Below are 26,992 nucleotides of genomic sequence, written 5' to 3' on the forward strand. Positions count from 1 at the left end.
GAATTTAAAACAGAACCGTCTATGCTCAAAGAAAAATAGACGGCTCTGAAATATGATTTTAGTTTTCTACACTAGTAACTGAAAACATTCCCGAAATGTCGCTTGTACCATTTCCTCCTAAATTGTCAACAAACTTAACCATCTGAACGGCAGTGTGAATATTAGGTGTCGCATTGTTATTCATACCAGTTCCCGTTGACAAAGTAATCGTATTCGTTTTGCCACTCAATAGTTTATCAAAATCGGCTTTAATTTTAATTTTAGGAGCGTTGCTGCCAACAACTGCATTTGTAGTAAGATTTAAAGTAATGTCTCTGTAAGCATCTACGCCTTGTGTATAGTTTGGAGCAGTTCCTTCAACTGTACTTCCTGTGTGAATAGACATCTCTTTATTATCTGCACCATAAAAACCTTCAATTTTAGTAAATCGGTATCCAGTTCCCCATTCCCACATCATTTCTGTATCGTTAGCTCCAGCTGTGGCGTAGAAATTAGGAAATTTAGTTTGATTTAAAGTATTTTGATCTTGTTTAATACCCAAACCGAATTTTATTTGTTTATAAGCTGCTGATGGTATATTGCTTAACACATAGCTAAGTGTTGCAGCTTTTGACTGATCAATAACGGTGGCACCTTTATCCAAATCGTTTACGTTATAAGGTATTTCTGTTCCATCTTCTTTGATAAGACGTATATTGCTAATCACATATTTCAATTCGGAAAAATGATGTAACTGTCCTGCTGCAGATGTATTTACTGTAGCTGCTGCAGCACTTGCATTACCAAGAACAATAGGCGTATTTTTAAAAGTATTGTTGAATTCTAACGTTACATTGTTTGCGGCTGGTTCGTCATCATTAGAACATGATGCGAATGCCAATGCGGCAGCAGATAATAAAAGGTATTTTTTTAATTTTTGCATTTTATATTAATTTAATTTTTTGTATTTCTATTTTACTAATTTCGACGACTGAATCAATAATAGGATAGGAGGCGGTACAAAAATTTCAAGATGCGGTTCTATTAATCTAAATTCTTTATAGATCGATACTTTATCACATAGTATTGTTTCTGGGAAAGAGACTGTAAAATCATAATTCGTGTTCAAGATAATATCAATTTTTTTACTGATGCCAGTAAGTTCTAAGTCGGTATTATCTGTTTTTTGCAGTTCTTTCTTCAAATGACATTTGCCGTGACATTGCATTTCTAGCTTATCTTTGTTAATGCAGAACTCTTTCTCTATTTCTTTTTGATTCAGTTTAAAGTGCACAATAATCAATGCCTGCTGGAAAGCCACCAGCAGGAATAGCATTGTCATTGTTATGCTAAAAACTTTTTTCATTTTTTAAAAATTCAATTTTAAAGAGGTAAAAATATTGCGCCCCATTCTTGGAATATTTCCCCAATCGGCATAAGTACTGTAATATTCATTTAATAAATTTTCTGCACCAAGCTGCACAACCGCTTTAACTTTATTAATATTAAAAGTATAATCGGCAGAAAGATTCCAAATGGTATAAGCCTTGGTTAGGTCTTCTCCATATTCGGGACTGTAATTAATTTGTTCAAAATCACCATTAATGGAAGTCTGAATTCCAAAATTTTCGTGCATAAAATGAAGCGAAGTCTGATAACTTAATGGGCGGATAAATGGTAGATTTCCTCCTTTATTGTCCATTCCACGAGCATAAGTCAGCATTCCTTTCCAATGTAAATGCTCCAAAACGTCATAACTCACATTCATAGACATATTTAAAAGTTTTGCATAATCTAATGAAGTATAACTTTTTACTCCCACCGACTGATAATTCATCGGGCTTCCCATACTTAACACCTTACCGATGATATAATTTTGGATGTAGAAATAATTGATTTTTCCCTGAACGCTGAATTGTTCTTTTTCAAATCCCGCACTGGCATTAACTTCATAGGAGATTTCATTTTTTAAATCGGGATTTCCAATATAGTCGTAACGGTCAAAACTGTTGTAAATATAATAGCCGTAACCTTCGGAAACAGAAGGCGCTCGATGCCCATATCCAGTTCCAGCAGAGAAATTAAAATCATCAATATTCAAATTATAGCCAGCGTGAAGACTAGGCAAAAATCTCGTTTTTTCCTGAGGTGTTCCTGGATGGAAAATCCAATTGAATTCTGCATACTTTGAATAATTATAATTCACGCCTAAAGAGCCACCTAAATTCAGTTCACTTTTTTCTGAAATATCCCAGACATTATTCATAGAGAGACCGCCATATCGGGTCGTTACCCAAGGCCAGCTGTAGGCAAACATCGTTCTCTTACTTCGATCTTGCGGATACATACGCATTTCTGCAATAGATAAATTATCGTAGGCGTTCAATTGGATTTCAGAAGAATAACTATTTTTTTTCAAATTTGCTTTCGAGATCAAACCATAAGTCGTGCTCCAGCCCGGCATATCCATGTGAACGAGATTTTCTGGGCGAGTGGTATCATCCATATAATGTTCAATGGTGTTAAAATAAATCTTAGTATCGACCACTCTTACCAATCCTTTTTCAAATAACTGCTTGTAAGAAGCCGAAGTAATCAGCGCACGCGAAAGCGACAGGTCCATTGGTAAGGCAGGAAAACCAACATCTTTTGCCATATCAAAAATAGCATCTACCCGTACCGAAGACAAAGCAGCTGTTTTATAAGCCAAGCCTAACGAACTGTTGAATTTTTTATATTGTGAATGATTTACTTCCTTGTCATTTCCATCATAATAGTTAGCCGCTTTTCGATAAGAAATACTTCCATCGGCTACAAATTTAGAAGAGGAGTAAGAGATATTTCCAAGATTGAAAAACTGCTTGTTATTAAACTCAAATCCGCTTTGATAAGCTCCGTTCCATTTTTTTTCCAAACTAAAAGGAGTGCTTTTTCTTTTTAAATCGATGCTTCCCGCAACGGTTGCCCCGTGAAGACTTCCTTCTTGTCCTGATTTTATATCAATTCCCGAAAGATTATTACTTTCTACATAAGAAGTAATAGGATCCATTTTATCGGTACAGGCTCCAAAAACGTGCATTCCATCGATAGTAAGTGTAGAGCGTTCTGTACTCATATTATTGAGCAGAGGTTCCCAAGCGTAAGCACCACGTTTTATGAAACTAATATTGTCCAAAGAAGATAAAAAATCATCCACTGAAACAGCCATTTTCATCTCTGTTTCAATTTTATTTTTGACAGCAGTAATCACTTTTACATCTTTCAGCTTGTTTATGCTATCGTTATGAGTAGGTTTATTTTGGGCTGTAACAGACATCGCTGCAAAAAGCAGCAGTATTAAATATTTCATTTTATTAGAATAAGGTATCAATATAAAGTTCACTCTTCACTCCTTCAACTCCCGGTGTAAAATCTGTTGGGACTACCGTTCCTTTTAAAATCAGCCCATTTTGATTCATTAAGATTAAATTCAAAGTCCAATTTCCTGTCATTGTATAGTTGACTATTCCGTGATACAAACCATCATTCTGCTGCGTCAAATCGACGTTATTGGGCGAAGAATGATTTCCCATAGAAGGTTCCGGCATTCTAGGATCGAGTTTTAAAGTGTAGCCGCTTACTTGAGAATAGGAAAATTGCGAAGCATCTGGAAACGTTCCTGCAGCGGTAGTCGGTTTATTGTATTTGTAAATACCAGCAACCAATTTGTTTTCGGCAACTGTTGGTTTTTGGGGTGATAGCAAAGCAATATAATATTGTTCGCCGTCATTTCCTGTAAAGGCTGTCATATTAAGATTCATGTTACTTTGTTTTTCAACAGTAATAGTGGTAGCAAGCTCCTGTTTCTTATTGGCTTCAGTAAAACTTACATATAATTTCCAGCTATTGGCTGTTGCAGTTTCATTTGTAAATACGGAATATCCAGTATAATATTTATTTACAGTATCATATTCTAAATTCGACTGATGAGGACAAGAACTTTTACTCCCATTAATGTTGCTTATTAGGGGTAAAAAAGTGACATCCGATGCAGTTACATTCTGGTTTGTCTGTGTATTGATGATTTTCAGATGAAGTTCGTTGTAACCTTTATAAAAAGTTCCGTTTAGTGCGTCAATGCTAATTTTATAGTTACCGCTGGTAAACGAAACCGCTTCTTTAAATTCATAATATTCAGGTACTTCTAAGCTGATTTCAGCTTCGTAATCTGTTTTGTCAATCGTGCAGGAGGTAATCACAAATACTATTGCGATTAGAAAAAAATTAAAATATCTCATTATAAATGAATAGTCTAAAAGGGTTTAATTGCGGCATACAAACGCTATGATTTTTAAAATCAAAATGAGCGATGCCATAAATCAGGACTGATGAAATGATGCGTAAATAAAGCATACAAGAAATAGATGCTTTTTGATACCGCAGGGAATCAGTGGTTTCAGTATCAAGAGTTATAAAGTCTATGATTTTAATTTCATAGAAACTTGAATTTAGGATGCCTACTATTAATGAATAGTTGATTTAACAACAATCATATTAAATAATTTGCACACAAATTGAAACTGAAATGATATCTATACAGAATATAGTGGGGGGTGAAAAATAAAGCCAGTAGCTCCAAGGGGTTTCTTTTTAAACAAAACAGAAGGGCTGTCTTTTACTTCAATGGCAGGAAAAATACTCAAATCCAGTTCGGTAGTGTGCTGGATATAAACAATCTCTATTTTATCTTTTAGGACATTCTGCATTTTTCTTTCATTAGAATCGTATTTTTTTAAGGTTTTACGAAGTTCACAATGTCCGTTACAGGTATTATTGGCAATTTTTCTTTGTACACAAATAGTTTTGGCAATCTCGTCTTGGTTGATTTTGAATTTGGCATATATAATTATATTTCCGAAAGAAGGAAGCAATAATATAGACGAAAGTAATATGACAAAAAATCGTTTCAGACTAGTTTTTGTTTAGTGACGCAAAAATAGTATTTTCTTTTAAGATAAACTTATCTTAAAAGAAAATACTATTTTTAATTTTGGATTTATTGTTGTTTAAATGAGTTTTATTTTTGCTGATGTAGATTTGAGCTATATTAGTAAGAGGTTGAATCATTATTTCTATATTTTTTAATGTTTGATAAAAGCTGTATTATGTAACCTCTTATTAATGGTAATAATTCATCGTCTCGAAAGTTAACTGCTTTAACTTTTGAATTATTAGCATCAATTTCAAAATATGATTTGATCTATTGCAATTTCTTAACTATTTCATATCTAGTATTTGTATTAAATGGTGAAGCAGAATTGATCGGTTTTATTGGATTTTTTATAGGGTAGGGGGTAATTCAGCAACTGCTTTTCCTTTTAGTGTTTCATTTACCAAATATCCAAGGAATGTTGCAAATGGAATAATATTCTGATCTACACTGGCTTTTTCCAGTGCCTGCATGTATTCATCCCTTTTTTCAACAGGTATTACTGTCCATGGATATCCACCGGAGGCCAGCATAGCATTTAAAAGAAAACGTCCCATTCTTCCATTTCCATCCATATAGGGATGAATAAATACAAATATGAAATGTCCTAAAACAGCACGTACCGAGGCTTCACTTTCTTGTTCAAGTAATTCAAAAAGAATTGGCATAGTATCACGCATAGCCTCGACGTTAAGCGGTGTGTGTTTAGAGTTTCCAATATAGACTTGATGATTTCGATATCCTGCCAGATCCGATGCTTTTAATATGCCAGCAGCTACACTTGGATCAAATAGTTCTCTGTACCATTTGGAATGATCTTTGTCTACTTCGGAGCCAGGGTTTGCTCCCTTTAAGATTTCTTTAATTGTCTCTTTAACTTGTGTAAATGCTTGATAATAACCTCTTGCGGCCATAGCGTCCCTTTGTTTTCGATCTTCCTCATTTTCTTTTGCATCCCATTTGCCACTGCTCACTTTGACAATTAATTCCGGTGTTACACGATAGCGTTCAATTGATAATGAATGGTAAGCATCAGTAATAAAAATATCATCAATTTCTTTAAGATATGAATTAGTGTCTTTGGGTAGTCCGGGCTGACCAGGAAAGATATTTATAATATCTTCGCGCATCTGCATCCACATTAAGCGAATGCGGTTAGCATAGGGCGATCGTTCGCGCGGAGATAATTTGATATCAAGCTTATTGTTAAATGGGTCTTCTTCGCGAATATCGTAATCTGCTGCCTTGAATGTTTCAATGATCTGATCTGCTATTCTGTCACGATGTATATTGCGAAATGCACCGGCTAAACGCCCAGCGAGTGTGGTATGTCCATTCTCCAGTAATATTGGCAATAACTCAGAGGCATCCCTGATCATTGAAAGTGTCGTACGGGCATCAATTGCATTGTGAGTATAAAAAGAAGAGCTGCTATAGATAAGAGCACTCTGCAGATTGTACATCTTTATTCCTCTTTGTATCTCGATTTGATCAGGTGATACTATAGTAGTCTTTAGATTGAAAAGTGATGTATTGTATGGCAATGGGGTTGGTTTGTTGTTGCCTTCGGGGGAGCGAACAATTAACTGCTGTGGTACTGACCAGTTTCCAGAATGTATAAGCAGTGATTGATCAGCAGATATGCACCAGTTCTCCCCATATTTTTTATTAAGAAATTGAGAAATAAAATCCCAGTATGAACTAAACCAGGCAGTTGTTTCTCCTTCTTTTTCAATTGGATCTGTTGCAATATACCAGCCTTTGGAGACCTCTCGAATGAAGCCGTTTTTTACCAATAGCTGTCGATATTTTGCATTAGGGATATCATCGGTATGTATCCCCACAATGTCCTTCTCTTGTAAGTCTTTAAGAAAAGTAAGTGCTTCTATAAATCTTTCTTTTGGTGTCGCCATTTTTAATTATATTATTGTTAGCTATACTATAATTTACTTAAAAATTTGCATACGTAAGTATGTGGTTAAATTAGTATATGCAAATGTATTAAAATTAGTAAACATAATCGTGGTAAAATTAGTAAATACCAATGTGTTTGAATTAGTAAATTCAATTGTGCTAAAATTAGTAAATGTAAATCATAAAGAATATTTATATAAGCATTATTATTTCTAGGTTTGATTAGATCAAAAAAAACATCTCGTTATTGATTCGAAGTTAAGTAATGGCTTGTATTTCTAAATGTAAATATTGTCTTTGCTCCAGGATTATGGGAGCTTGAGCAACAAACCCTAACCTCAGATGGCAAAGCTGCACATTATACTTATAGAAATTTTAATTACATATCAATTCAGAAAAAGCCTTACTGCTTTAGCGGCTTTATTGTTATTTCCACTTCGCTTCGATACCCAGGATGGTAGGAGGGCCGGTAATTTATATAGCCCATTTGCTGTAACTCCTTAAAGTATTTATGATAGGTTGGCAGTGTGCTGATATGTGAAAGTGACATTATTTTGCTGCGGCTCACTTTAATGATGCATGTGTGTCCTTGTTTATAAGCGAGACAAAGAATTGCACTCAAAAGTGCAAAGTGCCAAACATTAAGCCTATTATCCTCTTCTAAAATTGAAAGGTACTTTAAAAGTTTTTTTAGTCTCATTATTTTGTATCGTTGAACAGATTCATTAAATCTGATTTGTTGTAATAATAAGATCCTAAAACTTTTTTGAAGCGCACTTTTCCCGTTATCCGGAGATTCTGTAATGACGCTGCAGACATGTCCATCAGTTTCCTTACAACACGGCTTTTAAGCCATTCTGGATTTAAGTCGTTATCTTCTTTATTTTGACTGTTCTCTATAATTTGTTTGAACTGCTCTACCAGCAATTGACCAAATTGTCTCAAATCATCTTTAGTTATATTGTCGTTCATCTTCCGCCTCCTATTTTTTATCATTAAATAGTCTAAGTTAGATCGGAATCTTATTTGTTACTTAAAAGTAGTGCTTTAAGTCGTTGTTAGGCATTCAAAGTCCGTACACAGTACTTTAAAATATTAAACAATCTCGGCCTTTGCGGTATCAATCTATAGATAATAAATTGATTTTATAAGAGAGAAAAAAACTGCAGAAAAATGGAATCATACATAGATGTAAGTAGTTTTAACATTACCCACTTTAGGTGATATTTAATTTATTAAGAATCTTAAATATGGGATGCATTATCGATAGACTATCGAGCCTTTATCAATTTTTTATTGATCCAACGTGCCGTTTTTAACAATAGCACTCCAAATAATATTAAACATCCTAACAATTACAGTTACTACCCCTGAAAATAAAAGCAGTCTAAAGAGATCAAATCTGTTTATAATATACCTAAATTCGTGAAAAATATATTTGTAATTATTTTAAATTCCTGATACTATTTATTAGTCATTTGATTTACATCTTGAAGCATTTCTGGAAATTTAAATGATTTCAATTTCGTAATTATAACAACTTCAATCTTTAATGAATTTACCTTTTTCAGATACTTTAACAACCAATAAATTAGCCTCTTCATTTGCTAATACTTCTGCTACGTATAAGTTTTATTGGTTAATTGCCATTATTGAGTTAGTTGAGAATGGCCAGACAAATATCAAAAAAAGAGCTATTTTTTCAAGAATGATAAGTAATTCCTGGTACACCGTAAATTACTTTCATGTCTCTTTCGGGAAACAGGATTTAATTCAAAAAGCAGTCCAGGATATTTTAAAATTCGAAAGCTTAGCAATCGACATCAAAAAAGATAATCTGATTTCAGTTTTAGAGAATTCCAAAAAAATTGAAACCCAAAAGTCTCTTGACCACTTTAATCTAAATGTACCTCATTGGTTTTTATCTCCTTGGTTTCCAAAAATACAAGGCGAAAATGATTCAAATTATAAAAAACGAATTTATTCATCTTCTCAAAATTTTGAGAATGGTTGTCTTTATGGTCTACACGATGAATCAATTATCATTAATCCTATATGGATTAATTATTTAAAATTGAACTCAAAAATTCTCAAAGATTTCTGTTATTGGAATTTGTCATTGTTTCTGCAATCAAGGAATCCGAATGTTCCGGATATTCCTAATAAGCTGATAAAACCTGCGACTAGAAACGCATTAACTAAACAAAGAACCAATTATTGGAATATTGTTTTTAAAGAATTAGGATCAGTAAACTGCATTTTTACAAACAATTAACTGCAGATAGATAATTTTGCGATTGACCATTTTATCCCGCATGCTTTTGTCTCCCACGATTTAATGTGGAATTTAATTCCAATAGATAAAAGTTTCAATTGTTCAAAAAGTGATAGGCTTCCTTCTATTGATAAATATTTTGACAAGTTTTTCAATCTTCAAAAGACCGCTTTTGAAATCATCTACAATGAAAATCCTAAAAACAGGTTAATAGAAGATTATCTCACCATATTTCCAAAATTGGAAAATTCTAATGATTTTGATTATTTAAGGTATAAAGAAAGTATACAGCCATTAATCACTATTGCTCAAAACAATGGATTTTCTTATATAAATGATTAGTTTTATAAAGATATGAGTCAGGAGATTTTTATCGTTTTTTAGTTTGCAAGAACTTTTTTAAAAAGCAAAGTAATGAGATTTTTTCACGGCTTAGGGATGGACACTTCGTTGAGCTGGGTTCAAAAATTTAAAAAAAATGACACACAAAATTTAAAAATAATTAATTAATTTGTTTTTTATGTGTGTTTATTATATCTTTGAAAAAAAATAGATAATGAATATTGGACAAAGAATAAGAGAGTTACGTGTAGAGAGAGGTTTTTCGCAAGATGACCTAGCAATTCGAGCAAATTTCTCAAAATCATATATCCAGAAATTTGAAGAAGGTCAAAGAGAAATTAAATCATCACAAATGGCTCAATTAGCAGAGGCGTTTGGAATGGACATTTCAGAAATATTAAAGCCGATCAACTATACTTCTAATGAATTTGTAATTAAAAGTATTGAGTTTAGAGAAGCTAATAAACTTGAAATGGATGTAGATTATTTCACGAAAAAGATACTTGGTCTTTTATATAAAAAATACTCTACTTATACTAAGTTGGAAAAGATTATGAATGAAAGTATTGCTTTCACAAATCCGTTAAAGAATTTTGATGTAATTTCTTCAAATGAAAATGTTGAACAGGCTGCAAAAATTTTAAGAAAAAAATGGAAATTTGAGGATACTCCGATATATAACTTAATTATTTTTTTAGAAGACTTGGGCGTTAAGATATTTGAAGTTGTTGAAGATGAAGATTTTGTAGGTTTTTCTTGTTGGGTTAAAAGTACACCTATAATTGTTGTCAATGCTAAAAGTACAGATGTCTCAAGAAGGAGGTTTACGATTCTTCATGAACTCGCTCATTTATTGCTAATATTTAATGAAAATGAAAATAAAGATAAGATCGAGCGTTATTGCGATCAATTTGCTGGAGCAATGCTATTACCAGAAGAAATTCTTAAATCATATATAAACTCAACAGTTAGCATCACTCTTGAGGAGCTTAAAAGAATTAAAAGTAAATATGGTATATCTATACAGGCTATTTTAGTACGAATGGTGAATGTTAGATTAATTAACTGGGAAAAATATAAGCAATGGCAAGACATCTATAGATCATGGACTGATAAAGACATTGAATATAATGGAAGAGAAAAAGTCAGCAGATTTAATTATCTACTTGCTAAAGGTTTAAGAGAAGGGGCAATAACAAAAGATTTAGCAAGCGAACTTTCTGATATTCCTATGTCTAAATTAAGCAGTAGTGCTATAAATCAAGAGTTTTTATTCTAATGATAGTGCTAAATGACATAGAATTAATAACATGTTTAAAGCTTTTAAATATGTTGAAAAGTGCAGATTTTTATTTTTCGAATCTTTACATGACCAAAAATTATTTAACAGCTACAGAAAGACAGAGTCTTAATGTTCTATCTGGAGAAGAAAAAATAATTTTATTTGAATCAGGCTCTAATTTTTACAGTTTTTTCAATGAATTAAAAACAGAACAATATCCAATTGGATTACCAGGAATGTCATCGGTTTATTATGCAAAGGAAAATAATATTCCAATCGTCACAGAATGTAAATTGACTAAAAGACTTGCTGAAGAAAATGGAGTTGTAGTATATAATTACGAACAAATTCTTAAATCAATTAATATTCAACAAGCACAAATTGATTATATCAATAATATGCTAATTATGATGGAGAATAATCGAAATATTTGAGATACGAGTATGAAAATTTATTAATAAAATAACCGAAGCAAATAGGAATATCGCTTCGGTCAGTTGAAATAAAAGTTTAGGCGCTCTTAATTTCTTCTGCAAAAGTAATAGATTTCTATTTATTACCTAATTATTCCTTGGGTTTTTAATCAAACGCCTCAGTTTTAAATTGTTTGATTGAACTAAATCTGATCACCATGGCAAAAAATGGTACACCCGGAGATGGGCACCGTAATGGCACCGTTAAGGAAAGAAGTCAGACTTATAATCCAACAACCGAGCAATGGGTTAAGCGTGATGCTAACACTGGTCGCTTTATGGATGTTAAGCAAGATGGCAATCCTTTTAAAGGAGTTCTTAAAGAAAAATAATTTCTTTATTGAGAGTAATTAGGTGTATAGCGCCTTTCAAGGCGCTATACTATTGTATAACTAAAAAGATAGAATTCTTATGACTAATAATAAGATCACAAGATTTCAACCGAGCCCAAAAGCTACTGTTTGCCATAAAAATAACTGTTTTACAGTTTATGGACAAGCGGCAGAATTGATTCAAGCTATTGCTATTGCTACCACATTAGTGATTGCTGTTTCTTTGGTGGTTAAGACGTTGAAGTAGATTTCTAAACCGAGCTTTTATAAATAAAACTCGGTTTAAATAAATTCCATAAATCAGAGAATGTAAGATTGAATTTCAATGTTTGTATGTTTGATCATTATTATGATATCATTAATATTGAGATATATACACTCGAACCAACAGTGAATATTTTACTGACATAAATGAATAAAACTGTCAGAAAAAAATAGATTTTTCACTAGTACGGGTGACATATTGTCATTATTAAGCATTTTGACGAGTATCTTTGTAGTTTGTAGAATGTTTAATTCCCTGAAATACGCTGGCCTCAAAATTGATGCTATTATTTTGTTAATTAAGATTAGTCAAAAACTTCTCACGGTTGGACTAAATTTTATGAATCCTTGAAGAGGAGGTTCATTATTTTGGGTGTGCAAATATAATTTTTTATTTTTCTCCTACAAATTTTTTAACACTTTCCTTTTTCGGTGATATTCGATACCGAATAAGTTTGAATGATAATCCCTAAACATTATAAAAAGATGGGAAAAAATCAGCATGTAGTACCCCACAAGGATGGGTTTGCCGTAAAAGGTGCAGGAAATTCGAAGTACACAAAAATTACTTCAACGCAAAAGGAAGCGATTGATTTCGCAAGGCCAATTGCAAAAAACCAAGAATCAGAACTAGTTATTCATAGACCGAATGGGCAAATTCGAGCTAAGGATAGCTATGGGAATGATCCATATCCTCCAAAAGGATAAGGATTAGCTCAACAAGCCTAAATTAATTTAGGCTTGTTATCATGTAATTAATGAAATAATATTAAAAAAGCATTTACTATGGAGAATAAAGATTATTTTAAAGCACAAAGATATTTATTAGAAAATATGAAATCAGATGATTTTATTTACACAAAAGACTTACTAGATTTAATTAGTAATGATGCACTGAAAGAATTGATTGTCAATAAATATGGGTTAGATAAAAATTATAAAATTGAAATCTTAAAAATTGGGTATTTATATAATTTAATAAAACAATATTCTAAACGGTTTAATTTGATTCGTTTAGAAGCAAAGGAAAGTGAAGTTACATGTGGATTAAAGTTTGATAATAAAACTCAAAAGCCTATTTATGTATTTAATATTAAAAATGGAAATGACCAAGAGGTATTCTATGATTCTATAGAAGCTGAAGCAATTTACGAGTCCATTAGTTTGTTTTATAATGATAAAAGTTTATCACAGTATGTTAAGTCATTAAGTAAACAGCCAGCAAAAAAAAGATTACTTAATGATATAAATGATTCTTGGCTAAAATACTATGAGAATAATCCCGATTCTGTTAAAACAAAATTATTTAGAATATTGAATCATCAGGATAATTTCTATTTGAAAAGCATTAATTCGTCATCTTATAAGGAATATGGTGTAGCTGAGTCTTTTGTTATGGCAATTATTGAGTTAAACAAATTCCAGAATTTAAATCCAGGAACTGAATTTATAATTTCTTCAGTTTCAATTAGCGAATCAAAATTAGATTTAATTATTTCACAAAAAAAATCTATTGCATTGGGTGAATTAGGATTTTTAAGATCATCAATTTCTATTAGAAATGAAGATCAGGGAAATACATCTTTTGGGGTTTATAGTACTCTGGAATTTTATCCTAAATCTATGGAAACAAATAAAATATATTTATATCCTAATAAGGATGATAATGAAATAAAAAATTCTATTAGATCCACGCACACAGTTTCTCACGAAAATTTTCTAGCTGTCTTTTCAAATATAAGTACCCTTTTTAATTTAGGAGAAGAAATGAAAAATGATTTTAAGTTTTATAAAGGTTCTAGTAGTTACGATGAATTGAAAAGTAAAATTGAGTACAAAATTATGACTAGCAATAGTCCTTTTAAAGACATTACAAAATTAAAAGATTTATTTTCTAGAAGAAAAACAGGGCATATTGAAAATTTAGAAACATTATTAAGAATTTGTGCTGAATCTGACTCTATCGAGATGGAGTATGATTTAAAATTTAAATTACGGTATTTAATTTCTAATGTGTTATTGTATAATTCAAATAACTATTGATACCTCTAAGAGCGGGGGATAGTAATGGTAATGATCTATATCTTCTAGAATGATAAAATATTAACCAAGCCTACAAAATGTAGGGCTTCCAAAACCAAAAAAAGGTCAATTAATTTAAATTATTAAAATATGGATAGATTGTATATCAAAGAAATTAATGAATATTTAGAGGAATTAGGTAAAGAACTTGATATTACTAAAACTGAGTATGAAGCTATTGTTAAAAGTTATGAAGCTGTAGGAGATTGGCTTTCTAAAGAAACATCTTCTCTAATAAACTATAACCCTAAAATATTACCTCAGGGATCATTTATGTTAGGGACAATTGTAAGACCTATTTGTGCTGAGGATGATATAGATATTGATTTAGTCTGTAAACTAGAGAAAAAACCTAATTCATGGATGCAAAAAGACTTAAAGCAAAAAGTTGGACAGAGACTAAAGGATAATTCTGATTATGACAGAATGCTTTACACTTATAAAGACGGCGAATATTATAAAGAAGGTGGCAGAAGGTGTTGGACTTTAAAATACTCAGATGTAGCAGGATATCACATGGATATATTACCATCTTTTGCAGATAGCAATTTAACTCTTTTAATGGAAAGGAAGTTCAGTAATGATGAATTAAATAAGGAAGAATTAAACAAATTAGCAATTAGAATTACCGATAATGAAAGAGACAATTATGATAATGATACTAATGTCGAAAATTGGCATAAAAGTAATCCTTTCGGATATGCAACATGGTTTTTTAATAAAGCTCAAATAAGTAGAACAAAATTTTTCTCTCTTAATGAATCTGTTGATCCTGTAAGAGCTTTTCAAGATGAAAAGTTACCTCTTCAAAGGGTCGTTCAACTTTTAAAAAGGCATAGGGATATTATGTTTTCTTCGGAAAATTATAATAGTGAAAACAAACCGATATCCATAATTATTACAACATTGGCTAGTAGAGCTTACGATAAGAGTGAAAATTTAATAGATGCCTATACAAATATTGTAAAAAGGATGCGAGATTTTATCGAAGAAAGAGAAAATCCTGAAACTGGAAAAATTGAAAAATGGGTACCTAACCCTGCTAATATAAAAGATGAAAATTTCGCTGATAAATGGAATGAAGTTAAACAAAAACAGGATTATTTTTATTTATGGCTTAATAAACTTGAAGAAGATTTAATAAAATTAAATGATAGTGAAGGCAAAGGTTTACAGTCTTTAAACGAAAAATTTTCTAATATGTTTGGAAATAACGTTTCTAAGAAGGTATTCTCAAATATTGGAGAAAGAAAAAGGCTTTTGAGAGAAACTGGGAATCTTAGTATGGCGACAGGAACTGGTTTATTAGGAAGCGAAGGAATTAAAGTCAAAAATCATAATTTCTTTGGAAGCATAGATAATGGGAAGTAATTATTTTAGAAGAAAAAATGGATCGAAAAAAAATATTTTAGAGAAAAAAAATGAAGTAATTTCGATTAAATCCCAATTAGAAAGATTGAAAGCTAGCTTTCCTAATATATTAATTGAAGAATTCAATAAATCTAAATTTAATATTTTACTTAAACTTAGACCCGATGTTTTTAGTAAAACATATGATGTAAAAATTGTTTATGAAATTGATAAAGGAGTTTCCGTTTTTGTAGTGAATGAAAAACTAAAAATAGCGCAAAACAGGAAAAAACTACCTCATGTCTATGATGAAGATTTACAAAGAATATGTTTGTATTCAAAAGATGGTGGAAATTGGGCTGCTGAGAAATCTATTGTATCAACTATTATACCTTGGGCTTCTGAATGGTTATATTATTATGAAATTTGGTTAATAGATGGAATATGGCACGGTGGCGGTCATGATGAACATGCTAATGAAAATATAACAAAGGATGAGCAACAATAAATTTAAAATTTTATCGATAGATGGTGGTGGAATAAAAGGTGTTTTTCCTGCCTTTTATTTAGCTTTAATAGAACAAGAACTATCCAAAAGAAGTGATGGAAAAACTAAAATTAAAGACCATTTCCATTTAATTACTGGAACTTCTACTGGTGGAATAATTGCATTAGCTTTATCATTTGGAATTCCAGCTAAAGAAATCTACGATCTATATCTTAAAAATGCTGAAAATATTTTTGGTAAAAAAAGAGGCTTTTTTGGTCGATTAAGACACTCTTCTCATGATAGAGAATTTTTAGAAGAATTAGTTAGAAATAAATTTAAAGAATATTTTAAAGGAGAAGACCCAAGAATAAAGGATTGTTTAACTAATGTTGCAATTCCAATTTATGATTTAATTAAAGGAAACCCAAGTGTGATAAAGACTCCATATCACCCAAATTTTAAAAGAGATTTACATATTCCTATTTATCAAGTTGCGATGGCTACATCAGCAGCTCCGACTTATTTTGACCCCTATTCTTCTGATTATATAGATTTAGATGGAATGGAAAGACCTTTTAGAAATAAGGTTGACGGAGGTATGATGGCTAATAATCCAACAATAATAGGCTTATTGGAAGCAATTAAAGCTTTTAGCAAAGAGATAAATGATTTAGAAATATTATCATTAGGCACTGGCTATAAAAAATTTACTGAAGGAAGTGATTCAAAGAGAAAAAAATGGGGATTAATTTATTGGATGGTTAAAAATGATCGAAAGAGGTTAATCGAACTATTTATGCAAAGTCAATCTCAACTTGTAGAAAATTATATTAGCTTATTACAGCAAGGAATTGATAAAACCGAGCAAGATAATCCAAACTTTGTATATGATAGAGTAAATGTGTTGTTATGTGAAGATGATTTAATTGAGATGGACGAAAGTGATTCTAATAGAATAAAGAATTTCGCTGAATTAGCTATGGCGGAATATCACGAAAGAGGCAGTAGTATTTTAAAAAATCATTTTTATTAATAGGAACAATTAATTTTGGAGTTATTCCCCCTATAATTCCCTCTTTACAAAATTAGGATTTATAATTCCTTGTAAATAAAGGGATAAATGACTTAAGTTACAACTCAGTCGATATTAATGAAATAAAAAAGATGCCTAAGCACCTTTCATAATTATTTATAATTAAGTTTACTCACTTCCTAAATCAAAATCATAATCCAATAATTCTTTTGGATGTTTACCCAGCCCCTTTGCCAAATCCAAAAGAGTAGTAAAAGATAAGTTTCTTTTACCATTTTCAATATCACTTACGGTAGCTTTAATAAGTTTATCGCTATTTAATGCGACAGTATCTTGACTCAAATTTAATTCTGTTCGTAGCATTTTAATATGTAAGCCAAATCTTTTTAATTTTTCTTCCTTATGTTCCTCCATTTTTCATCTTTTAAACAAAAGGCGCAAATAATTTCTAAAAAAATGTTATAAGAACTTATAACAAATAATTAATTTTTGTTATATTTGTTCATTATTCAAATTAAACATTCAATAATGCTTGCTTTGAACATATAAATAAATAATTTTGCGATTCTTCATGTAAAAATATTTGAAGCATTCGCTTTGAATCTCGGCTCTGAAACTGGCGTTTTAAAAACCACGAGATGATAAGTAAGATGCTCACGCCATAGGCGTGGGCTCACTTATTCGTGGTAGGTATGCCAGTACCAAGAGACGTTTAAGCTGAGTTCCATGCCTTTTTTATGCCTATTATTTTGGTACAACTCAACTTTCATTCTTAGCGTTATACCTTTATTTTCAAGTCTCGCAATACTCTTACTGAATTAGTGGGGAAAGACACTGCCACCGTCTGGCTGCAACAGGCAACGGCAGTTGGCTTTCCTAATTTATAAATCTTTTAAAAAAATGTGCCTATGATGAAATAAATAATAGTGTGGTTGCTTCGTACCTCGCAATGACACTGAAAAAAAATGGCCCTCTAATTCGTCGCCAAACTACCTAGAGGACCGTAGCTAATAAAACTAACATTTTACTAAACCAACCCAATATTATGAATAATTTTTCATTCTCTATGGGTGGAAGGGCTTTTTGTTTCCTGTTATTAATGGGTAACATCCTGTCTTTTTCCCCTATACAAGCCAAAAATTCACTACGGCATAATCTAAGAACTGCCCAACAGTTTCAAGTTCAGGGAACTGTCACAGATGGTGGTAATCCCTTAGCGGGTGTAAGCATTTCAATAAAAGGAAAATCAATTGCCACTGTAACAGATTACAATGGTCATTACACCCTTTCTGCGGCAGCAGAAGATATTTTAGTTTTTTCCTATATAGGATACAGAACGCAAATAGTTTCCGTGCAAAGACGCAGCATCATCAATATTAGTCTTCAGGAAAACACAACCAAACTGCAGGAGGTTAAGATTAATGCGGGATATTATTCAGTAAAGAACAGCGAACGAACTGGAAGCATTTCAAAAATAACTATCAAAGACATCGAGAAACAGCCCGTTACCAATGTATTGGCCACGATGCAGGGGCGTATGGCGGGAGTAGATATCACACAAGACACAGGAACTCCCGGCGGTGGATTTCAAATAAAGATACGAGGACTCAACAGCCTTCGGGAAGAAGGTAATGAACCGCTGTATATTATTGATGGCGTGCCGTATTCGTCGGAAGTCATCGGATACAGCAATACTACTAGTGGAATACCTACACCCACCAGTCCGTTAAACAGTATTAATCCCAACGATATTGAGAGCATAGAAGTTCTAAAAGATGCCGATGCGACGGCTATCTACGGTTCGCGTGGTGCCAATGGTGTGGTACTTATTACCACCAAAAAAGGTAAGGCAGGAAAAACCAATGTAACAGTTTCTGCATCCTCCGGAATTGGAAAAGTTACAAAAATGATAGACTTGATGGATACCCAGGAGTATCTGGAAATGAGAAGACAGGGTTTTGCCAATGATGGTGTTACTACATATCCCGATTGGGCGTATGACGTTAATGGAACCTGGGATCAAAACCGTTATACCGATTGGCAGAAGGAACTTTTGGGCGGAACTGCGATAATCACCAATATGCAGGCGTCTGTATCGGGCGGTTCAGATTTAACTCAATATCTGTTGAGCGGTACCTATCATACTGAAACAACGGTACTCCCGGGAGATTTTGAGTACGACAAAGCGGCTGTCCATTTTAGCATGAACCATAGGAGTGAAGACAAAAAGTTCAAACTCACTTTTTCAACAGGCTATACCGCCCAAGATAATGTACAGCCTGAAACCGATATTAGCCGTACTGCACGAAATCTGGCTCCAAACGCCCCCGCCTTATATGATGCCGACGGTAACCTGAATTTTGAAAACAGTACCTTTAGAAATCCATTGGCGGCACTTCGCGCCATTACCACTGCAAAAACAAATGATCTTATTGCCAATACCGTACTTAGTTATCAAATATCCCCCAGCTGGGAACTCAAGGCTAACTTAGGCTTAACGGATTTAAAGAATGCTGAACAACGGCTATTGCCTTCGACGATGTATGATCCTGCCTATCAAATCGGAAGCAGCTACTCATCCTTATTCTCCAACAATACCCAGAGAAAATCATGGATTGTAGAACCGCAGCTTCGCTGGAACCATGATTTCGGTATCAGTAAAATTGACATACTGGTGGGGGGGACGGCGCAGCAGCAAACTTCTTCAAGGCTGTATCAGTTTGGATATGGTTTTGCCAGCAACAGCCAGATTACAGATATAGCTTCTGCCACGCAAAAATCCATTTATGTAAGCGATGAAACTCTGTATAAATACCAAGCCTTTTTTGGGCGGCTCAATTACAATTGGGATCAAAAATACATTGTGAACGTAACCGGTAGGAGGGATGGCTCCAGCAGATTTGGTCCAGGCAGGCAGTTTGCCACTTTCGGAGCTGTAGGTGCTGCTTGGCTGTTCTCAAAAGAAAATTTCCTCAAAGAAAACACCGTTTTGAGTTTTGGAAAACTAAGAGCCAGTTACGGCAGTTCGGGCAGTGACCAGATAGGGGATTACCAGTATTTGGATACCTATACTTCTTCAGGTCTGAATTATAATGGGGCAATAGGTTTGGATCCCACACGACTCTACAATCCGGATTTTAGTTGGGAAATTAACCAAAAGCTGGAAGCTGCATTGGAAATGGGGCTTCTAAGTGATCGTATATTCTTTACGCTGGCTTGGTATAGAAATAAATCGTCCAATCAGCTGGTGGGAATTCCTTTGCCTGGCACAACAGGATTCAGTTCTATTAATGCCAATCTGAATGCAACGGTTCAAAATTCGGGTCTGGAATTTACCCTTAGAACCGTAAACTTTGAAGTAGCCAATTTTAAGTGGTCAACCAATTTTAATATTTCCGCTTCAAATAATAAATTGCTTTCTTTTCCTGGACTCGAAGGCTCCACCTATTCCAATAAATATGTCATCGGAGAATCCACCAGCATTGTAAAGACGTATCAGTTCATCGGGGTCAATCCACAAACAGGACTTTATGAAGTTGCAGATGTCAATGCTGATGGAAAGATTACCTCATTAGGTGATAAAAAGACAGTTGTGGATCTCACTCCGCAGTATTTCGGAGGGTTGGAAAATCAGTTTCAATATAAAAACTGGCACTTGGATTTTCTGTTCCAGTTTGTAAAGCAGCAGAATTACGATTACAATCCCAATGTTCCCGGAGGCAGTTTTTTCAATCAGCATTCGGACATGGTTAATGCCTGGCAGCAACTTGGAGATCAGGTTCCCTTTCAGATGAATACCTCGGGTGAAAACGGGGATGCAGTAAATGCTTATTATAACTATCTGGACAGTAACGCCCCTATCGTTGACGCGTCTTTTATTCGATTAAAAAATATTGCGCTGAGCTATGATCTGCCGCTGCAGACCATCAAAGGGGTTCATTGCAAACTGTCACTGCTGGGACAGAATGTATTAACATTTACCCCATACAAAGGCGGTGATCCCGAATTTAAATATACCGCCTACCTGCCTCCGCTAAGAATAATTACCGCAGGCGTACAGCTTACTTTTTAACCTTAATACATACAGCCATGATATATATACTTACTATTTTTAAAAAGCTACTTCATAAAAGTGCTAAAGAGTTGACTGCTGATAGTTGTTTCCTTATAGCGGTATGTCTGACACTAGCTGGCTGCGACAGCTATGTGGAGGTAGATCTTCCAGCTTCACAGCTGACAGCCAAAACAGTATTCGAAGATGCGGGAACGGCCAAAGCGGCTATGGCTGGATTGTATGCCCATATGAGAGATGGTGGCATATTGACTGGAAATTCAAACGGTGTTTCCTGTAATCTTGGCCTCTACGCTGATGAATTTGATTATTATTACCAATATTCTGTCAGTAATTTTTATACCAATTCGCTATTTCCTGGTGATCTTGGGGTAAATGATATCTGGAACAAGAGTTACAGCCAGATTTATAGTGCCAATGCGGTTCTTGAAGGATTGGATAATTCCACATCCATCGCTGAAGCCAATAAAAAACAGTTGCAAGGGGAAGCTATCTTTGTGAGAGCCTTGCTTCATTTTTACGTGTTGAATCTCTATGGCGATATTCCCTATATCACAACAACGGATTATCAGCTGAACAGCAAAGTGTCCAGAATGCCAGCCGAGAAAGTCTATAGCCTGATTGTGATTGACTTGAACAAAGCTATCGAATTATTATCGGAGGATTATGTTTCTCCCGAGCGTATTATTCCCAATCGCAGCACTGCCAAGGCACTTTTGGCACGTGTGTATTTGTATATGGGACTGTATCCTGAAGCCTCGAATGCCGCCTCTGCCGTGATTAATAATCCACAATATATCTGGGAAACGGATTTGGATAAAATATTTCTTAAAGAAAGCACCGCTACAATCTGGCAATTTATGCCGAACACCTCCGACAGTAATACTGCTGAGGGGAGTCTCTACATTTTTACTTCCGGACCACCGCCCACAGTGGGACTTAAACCGGATTTTGTTAATGCTTTTGAACAGGGTGATCAGAGAAAAACGCATTGGATAACCGAAATAACGGACGGAACTTTGATTTGGTATTATGCCTCTAAATACAAACAGCAGTCCACCACTCCAAGCTCGGTAGAATATTCCATAGTGTTTCGTTTGGCGGAACAATATCTGATTCGCGCTGAAGCTAGAGCCTATCAGGGTGATCTGATTGGTGCGAAGGAGGATTTGAATCTCATACGAACCACTGCTGGTCTCCGTAACACCACTGCCGTGACTGCCGAGGAAATTAGAGCCGATATTCTCAATCAGAGGCGGTTTGAGCTGTTTACTGAATTTGGGCAGCGTTTTTTTGATCTGAAACGAACCGGAAAACTTGACGAAACCCTTTCCGCTTCTAAGACTGGCTGGAATACCACCGATAGTTTGTGGCCATTGCCTGCCCTTGAATTGAACTCCAATCCGAATCTGAATCCACAAAATTCAGGATACTAAAATCATTATGAAATCGCCATGATTCCAAAACACAAAAAAAACATAAAGAATGGCGATACCATATTCCATTAAAAAATAAATATTATCTCCGTATGAAAGCAATGCTGATAGTAAGAAAAAAAAATGACTTCGAAATTTCGAGTTTGGCGATAGCAACCTTTTTTTTATTGCTGTGTTTCCCTCTATTTTGTCGGGGACAGCAAAATGAGCTGTTAAATGAAAACGACTATGGAAGATGGGGAACGCTCGAGGTAAAAGCCATTTCCGATCAGGGAAAATGGGCAAGTTATGCGATGCGTTACGAAAACCACAGTGATACTGTATTTGTGCAGAACACCGCTAAAAATAAAAGCTATGTTTTCCCAAAAGGAAATGACGGTCGTTTTGGAGGCGAACAACTCTTTGCTTTTCTAGCTTCTGATTTCAAACTAAAAGTAATGGAGCTACCCACAGGCAAAATTGCGGTGTATGATAATGTTAAGCGGTATGAGCTGGCAAAGGATGGGCAATATATAATCACCCTCAATAAAGGATACGGTGAAAAATGCCTGATGCAGATCCGCAACTCTAACGGGAAGGTAATTGACAGTATCGAGGGTATCTCTGAATATGCTTTAAATGCAGATAAGGATGCAATTATGTATGCTTCGAGTCAAAAGGATTATAGCGAGCTAGGGATTATTCATTTTGCCCACTATTCACATACTGCTGTTTCAAAAGTAAATGGCAGTCGCTTTTTTAACCTGATGTGGGATAAGGACTCTAAATCGGTGGCTTTTTTACGGGAAACAGATTCAGCTAATAAGGCAATTACAGTGAATTATTATAAAATTGCTGGTAAAAAACTATTTATGTTGGATTATGCTTCTAAAATGGGCTCAAAGAATATGGAAGTTTTTAAAGAGACAAGATTCTCAATTTCAGATGATGGCAAAAAAGTATTTTTTATGATAGCCAAAAAGAAGGATCTTAATGTGGAAAACCCGAATATTCCCGAAATTTGGCATGGGTCCGACAAATGGCTTTACGCAGACAGACAAAGACAACAGGCTGAGGGTGATATTCCAAAAGTGGCGCTCTGGTATCCTGATACGGGTTTATGTTTACAGGTCAGCGATGACGAGATGCCGTCCATTATGCTGAGCGGACAACAGGAGTACGCTGTTTTATACAATAAATTTTCCTATGGCCTGCAATCCAAGTATTATGAGGAAGCGGATTTTTACCTAACCGATCTAAAGAATGGTTCAAAAGAGCTGATACTGAAAAAGCAATCTGTTGACCCCAACCAGATGGGATTTGATCCCTTCAGCAACAAAATACTATATTACCGTGAAAAGAATTGGTGGGTTTATGATCCTGTGGCAAAAACACATACTAACCTGACCCAAAAAGTGGTAACTCGTTGGGATAACTATAATACTGCAGATGCTCCCCATCAATTTGGGGTCTATGGCAATCCAGGCTGTACCAAAGATGGGAAGAATATTTTATTGTATGATGCCAATGATATCTGGCTAGTGGCTATCGATGGTTCTTCTTGTAAGCGATTAACCAGAGGATACGAGAAAAACCTAGTTTACAGGATAACTCCCATTGAATATGACTGGCGATCACAGAGTAACTATGATGGAAGGAAACCCACCATTTTTGATCTATCCAAAGACTTACTGCTCGAAGCCACCAATAGAGAAAACTGGTCAACGGGATATTTTGTTTACAATGATAAATCGAAAGAACACCCCCTAGTATATGAAGCCAGTAAAATAGATGAAATCCGCAAGAGTAAAAACAGTGCTTATATCTTCCAGACTCAAACTTTCAATCAGTCGCCACGATTGGAATTCAGGCGGAAAAACCAGACCGCTTCCAAAATTTTATTTCAGTCCAACAAACAGCAAAAAAAGTATTCTTTTGGAAAATCAGAATTGCTTTATTACAGCAATACAAAAGACCAAAAATTAAAAGCGGCGCTGTTCTATCCTGCCCATTATAACCCAATAAAAAAATATCCAATGATAGTGCATATCTATGATGTAATGTCTGATGAACTTCATCAGTATGTTAATCCCAGCTTCTTGAATCGGGAGGGTTTTAATGTAACCAATTATACGCTCAATGGTTATTTTGTGCTGATGCCCGATATCATCTACCAGATGGGTAATCCTGGAAGTTCGGCTGTTGATTGTGTAACAGCCGGAGTCAATGCAGTTATTGGTAAAGGCATGGTGGATAAAGATAAGATCGGTTTGTACGGGCATTCCTTCGGGGGTTATGAGACCAATTTTCTTGTTTCACAGACCAATATTTTTGCAGCAGCGGTTTCAGGAGCTGGTGTGAGCGACATTATATCCTATTACTTTAATATAAGTAGCAATGGCTATTTTCAATCAGATATGTGGCGATTTGAAAACCAGCAGTTTCGCATTGGAAAATCACTATACGATGATAAAGAAGCATATATCAGAAATTCTCCAATTATGTATGCTGAAAACATAAATACTCCGCTTCTTTTATGGACAGGAAAAAATGATAGGATTGTGCCTTGGAATCAGAGTATTACTTATTATCTGGCGCTTCGAAAATTGGGAGTTGCAACCCAGATGCTCGTTTATCCCGACGAAGACCATTCACTGGAGAATGCAGACAATCAGAAGGATCTTAGTAAACGAATGATGGAATGGTTTGATTACTGGCTGAAAGGGGAATCGCAAACTGAATCTAGAGAAACTTCAGCTCATAAGAAATAAGCATAAAAAATAATGCAGTTTCCTTTTAAGAAACTGCATTACTTTTCATTTAGAAAATGATTTTACTAATTGCGGTGCAATTGCTGATTACAGGAAGTTTCACTTCCACCATAGGCTGTAAAGCCACCACTGAGACAGGCAGGGCCGGCACCTGGGCTACAGTCCACGTTCTTCACTTCCTGACAGTTGTCAACTGGTGGATTGTGAATGTAAGCTGTAATCAAAACATCTGTTTTGCTTACATCCGAAGTATTGGTACTCACCGCACCAGCACTGGCCAGAGCAAATGCTGCAATTGGCAGCACAAACGCTCTTAAAATGGTTGTTTTCATAATATTAAAATTTAAATTAATAGAATTTGATCTACTCTTTTCTACAGGTTTTCGATCGTTACTCCTGCTACCGGCCGGTATCTTTCAATAATATTTCATATACTGTACTAAATTTTGGATTGGATTCTTTTCCCGTATCCGTATTTGAGCATATAATGTCCTGAAAGGATATACATCGCTGAATCTCCAGCGAAAAAGTTTTTCATTCGCCCAGCTTCATCATCATACACGTAAAAACTCAAAAGATAAGTCTGTTTTGACAAATCATAAACGTCAACTACAGAAGCATACTTCCACACATCAATCTCTTCATATTTGCCTCGTAACAGGGAATTAACAAAAAGTAAGTTACCCCGTACTGTTGTGTGACGATTAACCATATATGGTGGTGCTGCCAATTTTATGTCCCCGGACTGCTTTATTTTTACCACTTCCAATTTTGCTTTAGTAGTAGTGTCAATGGTATTGGCACGATGCTCAACGGTTAGGTTTTCCTTTGTAATAATATATTGGTTGCGATAGTAGTAAGTGTAAATCAGTTTATGCAATGTGGCGCTATATTGTAGTGTACCATCGGTATCAAAAATTCCTTCCATCTGTTTTTGCAACACCTGTGGATTGTATTTGATTTTTGGATTCTCATAGTTGTTGGCAATCCCCAGAATATTTTCTCCTGTCGGAGGTTTTTGGGTTCGAAAAGCCAGCTGCTTATCATTGATAAAGACTATATCTGAAAAATAGAATTGTTTTTCCATCATTACTTTGGCTTTCCAGTGAGAAATCAAACCTCTGTAAATTACGGGCACCGTCCCATCAATTACATAGAAATACGGAGCATTAACCCGAACTTCAACTGCCTTAAAATTAAAATTCTCACGGTCCAATTGGATGGTGTATTTTTTTTTGCTTTTTAAATCGGAATCAATTTCAAGAATTTGAAGCGGAGCCAAACGATTGGCTAAATAAATTTTATTTTTATCAGTACCAGCAACATAATAAGATGTATTTCTTAAATCAATGCTGCCTACTTTGGCCGCTGTCGCTTGTGGAAAGCGTCTAATAAAAGGGTTTTCCTTTTGCATGATGTCTTCCGAGAAAAGAAATAATCCTGTAATGACCAAAACACTTCCTAAAACTAATAAGGATAGTCGAATCAGAATGCGGTTATTTATGGATCGCAATAAAATGGCGAATATTGCCAAAAACAGGAATGCCAGATTAAAAATAAGATGTTCTTTCCATCCTAACTTTTCCAAAATACCACCGCATGAACAGGGAATAAAATAACTGAAGTGCAGTATGATAACTATATAAGCTGTAAACATACTCATCAAGGCAACTGCTGTCCATAAAGCAAAATATCTAAATCTGTGAATGCTTAGTAAAACAGCAATAATCAATTCTATAGCAATTACAGCAATTGAGACAAAACCTGCAAAAGGACTTAAAAGTGGAGACTGTCCCAACTGAGATTGAAAGTTTTCAAAATCCAATAGTTTGCTGACTGCTGCATATACAAAAAGTATAATATAGAGCAAACAAGTAAACTCTAAAAAAAAGTTCTGTATTTTGATATTGAATCTCATGGCTTCATAGATTTTAGTTCTACAAAGCAAA

24 protein-coding genes are annotated in these 26,992 nt (G+C 34.4%); 14 read left to right on the top strand and 10 right to left on the bottom strand.

Translation table 11 applies throughout. The features are described 5' to 3' along the window. Nucleotides 1-58: 58 nt before the first annotated feature. The 7 genes from OZP07_RS08900 to OZP07_RS08930 form a co-directional block, all read right to left on the bottom strand. Nucleotides 59-922, bottom strand: coding sequence for an MbnP family protein (locus tag OZP07_RS08900; protein WP_281638045.1), 864 nt, complete (start codon nt 920-922; stop codon nt 59-61). 27 nt (nt 923-949) lie between these two features. Next, the gene (locus OZP07_RS08905) at nt 950-1,345 is read right to left on the bottom strand and encodes a hypothetical protein (RefSeq protein ID WP_281638046.1); all 396 of its coding nucleotides are present in this window, start codon (nt 1,343-1,345) and stop codon (nt 950-952) included. Nucleotides 1,346-1,348: 3 nt separating this feature from the next. Continuing rightward, nucleotides 1,349-3,328, bottom strand: a complete 1,980-nt coding sequence (locus OZP07_RS08910) for a TonB-dependent receptor plug domain-containing protein (RefSeq protein ID WP_281638047.1) — start codon at nt 3,326-3,328, stop codon at nt 1,349-1,351. 4 nt (nt 3,329-3,332) lie between these two features. Further along, nucleotides 3,333-4,256 carry a hypothetical protein gene (locus OZP07_RS08915; protein ID WP_281638048.1) on the bottom strand — a complete coding sequence of 308 codons (924 nt, stop codon included), beginning with the start codon at nt 4,254-4,256 and terminating at the stop codon, nt 3,333-3,335. Nucleotides 4,257-4,550: 294 nt separating this feature from the next. Then, nucleotides 4,551-4,889 (bottom strand): hypothetical protein, encoded by a 339-nt coding sequence (locus OZP07_RS08920; RefSeq protein WP_281638049.1) that lies wholly within the window; start codon nt 4,887-4,889, stop codon nt 4,551-4,553. 409 nt (nt 4,890-5,298) lie between these two features. Further along, nucleotides 5,299-6,792 carry a Fic family protein gene (locus tag OZP07_RS08925; RefSeq protein WP_281638050.1) on the bottom strand — a complete coding sequence of 498 codons (1,494 nt, stop codon included), beginning with the start codon at nt 6,790-6,792 and terminating at the stop codon, nt 5,299-5,301. A 769-nt stretch (nt 6,793-7,561) separates the two neighbouring features. Beyond that, nucleotides 7,562-7,834: a DNA-binding protein gene (locus OZP07_RS08930; protein ID WP_281638051.1), complete on the bottom strand. Its 273-nt coding sequence runs from the start codon at nt 7,832-7,834 to the stop codon at nt 7,562-7,564. Nucleotides 7,835-8,414: 580 nt separating this feature from the next. Here OZP07_RS08930 and OZP07_RS08935 point away from each other — a divergent pair. The 11 genes from OZP07_RS08935 to OZP07_RS08985 all read left to right on the top strand — a co-directional run bounded on the left by OZP07_RS08935 (nt 8,415) and on the right by OZP07_RS08985 (nt 16,785). Further along, the gene (locus OZP07_RS08935) at nt 8,415-9,137 is read left to right on the top strand and encodes a hypothetical protein (RefSeq protein WP_281638052.1); all 723 of its coding nucleotides are present in this window, start codon (nt 8,415-8,417) and stop codon (nt 9,135-9,137) included. A 63-nt stretch (nt 9,138-9,200) separates the two neighbouring features. Continuing rightward, a complete protein-coding gene (locus OZP07_RS08940) occupies nt 9,201-9,479 on the top strand; it encodes a hypothetical protein (protein ID WP_281638053.1) in 279 nt (92 codons plus the stop codon). Between the two features lie 214 nt (nt 9,480-9,693). After that, nucleotides 9,694-10,758 (top strand): XRE family transcriptional regulator, encoded by a 1,065-nt coding sequence (locus OZP07_RS08945; protein WP_281638054.1) that lies wholly within the window; start codon nt 9,694-9,696, stop codon nt 10,756-10,758. A gap of 50 nt (nt 10,759-10,808) precedes the next feature. Beyond that, the gene (locus tag OZP07_RS08950) at nt 10,809-11,195 is read left to right on the top strand and encodes a hypothetical protein (RefSeq protein ID WP_281638055.1); all 387 of its coding nucleotides are present in this window, start codon (nt 10,809-10,811) and stop codon (nt 11,193-11,195) included. Between the two features lie 197 nt (nt 11,196-11,392). After that, on the top strand, nt 11,393-11,566 hold the full coding sequence (locus tag OZP07_RS08955) for a hypothetical protein (protein ID WP_281638056.1): 174 nt from the start codon (nt 11,393-11,395) through the stop codon (nt 11,564-11,566). Between the two features lie 79 nt (nt 11,567-11,645). After that, the gene (locus tag OZP07_RS08960) at nt 11,646-11,813 is read left to right on the top strand and encodes a hypothetical protein (RefSeq protein WP_281638057.1); all 168 of its coding nucleotides are present in this window, start codon (nt 11,646-11,648) and stop codon (nt 11,811-11,813) included. Nucleotides 11,814-12,316: 503 nt separating this feature from the next. Beyond that, on the top strand, nt 12,317-12,538 hold the full coding sequence (locus OZP07_RS08965; protein ID WP_281638058.1) for a DUF2188 domain-containing protein: 222 nt from the start codon (nt 12,317-12,319) through the stop codon (nt 12,536-12,538). A 78-nt stretch (nt 12,539-12,616) separates the two neighbouring features. Then, on the top strand, nt 12,617-13,873 hold the full coding sequence (locus tag OZP07_RS08970) for a hypothetical protein (RefSeq protein ID WP_281638059.1): 1,257 nt from the start codon (nt 12,617-12,619) through the stop codon (nt 13,871-13,873). A gap of 129 nt (nt 13,874-14,002) precedes the next feature. After that, the gene (locus OZP07_RS08975) at nt 14,003-15,283 is read left to right on the top strand and encodes a nucleotidyltransferase domain-containing protein (RefSeq protein WP_281638060.1); all 1,281 of its coding nucleotides are present in this window, start codon (nt 14,003-14,005) and stop codon (nt 15,281-15,283) included. Further along, complete coding sequence (locus tag OZP07_RS08980) at nt 15,273-15,770, top strand: type II CBASS E2 protein (protein ID WP_281638061.1); 498 nt, start codon at nt 15,273-15,275, stop codon at nt 15,768-15,770. Before OZP07_RS08975 ends, OZP07_RS08980 begins: the two co-directional genes overlap by 11 nt. After that, entirely contained in the window at nt 15,757-16,785 is a 1,029-nt protein-coding gene (locus OZP07_RS08985; protein WP_281638062.1) for a CBASS cGAMP-activated phospholipase, read from the top strand. The genes OZP07_RS08980 and OZP07_RS08985 overlap by 14 nt, the downstream gene beginning before the upstream one ends. A gap of 168 nt (nt 16,786-16,953) precedes the next feature. On the opposite strand, the gene OZP07_RS08990 is transcribed toward OZP07_RS08985, so the two are convergent. After that, a complete protein-coding gene (locus tag OZP07_RS08990) occupies nt 16,954-17,199 on the bottom strand; it encodes a helix-turn-helix domain-containing protein (RefSeq protein ID WP_281638063.1) in 246 nt (81 codons plus the stop codon). Nucleotides 17,200-17,830: 631 nt separating this feature from the next. On the opposite strand from OZP07_RS08990, the gene OZP07_RS08995 reads away from it, so the two are divergent. From OZP07_RS08995 to OZP07_RS09005, 3 genes are all read left to right on the top strand, one after another. Beyond that, on the top strand, nt 17,831-20,857 hold the full coding sequence (locus OZP07_RS08995) for a SusC/RagA family TonB-linked outer membrane protein (protein ID WP_281638064.1): 3,027 nt from the start codon (nt 17,831-17,833) through the stop codon (nt 20,855-20,857). Between the two features lie 17 nt (nt 20,858-20,874). Beyond that, nucleotides 20,875-22,293 carry a RagB/SusD family nutrient uptake outer membrane protein gene (locus OZP07_RS09000; RefSeq protein ID WP_281638065.1) on the top strand — a complete coding sequence of 473 codons (1,419 nt, stop codon included), beginning with the start codon at nt 20,875-20,877 and terminating at the stop codon, nt 22,291-22,293. Between the two features lie 92 nt (nt 22,294-22,385). Further along, the gene (locus OZP07_RS09005; RefSeq protein ID WP_281638066.1) at nt 22,386-25,043 is read left to right on the top strand and encodes an alpha/beta hydrolase family protein; all 2,658 of its coding nucleotides are present in this window, start codon (nt 22,386-22,388) and stop codon (nt 25,041-25,043) included. Nucleotides 25,044-25,108: 65 nt separating this feature from the next. On the opposite strand, the gene OZP07_RS09010 is transcribed toward OZP07_RS09005, so the two are convergent. Next, nucleotides 25,109-25,375 (bottom strand): DUF6520 family protein, encoded by a 267-nt coding sequence (locus OZP07_RS09010; protein ID WP_281638067.1) that lies wholly within the window; start codon nt 25,373-25,375, stop codon nt 25,109-25,111. Between the two features lie 107 nt (nt 25,376-25,482). Further along, complete coding sequence (locus tag OZP07_RS09015; RefSeq protein WP_281638068.1) at nt 25,483-26,961, bottom strand: DoxX family protein; 1,479 nt, start codon at nt 26,959-26,961, stop codon at nt 25,483-25,485. Nucleotides 26,962-26,992: the final 31 nt, after the last annotated feature.

Origin of the sequence: Flavobacterium marginilacus (assembly GCF_026870155.1) — a bacterium.
GTDB classification, from domain to species: domain Bacteria; phylum Bacteroidota; class Bacteroidia; order Flavobacteriales; family Flavobacteriaceae; genus Flavobacterium; species Flavobacterium marginilacus.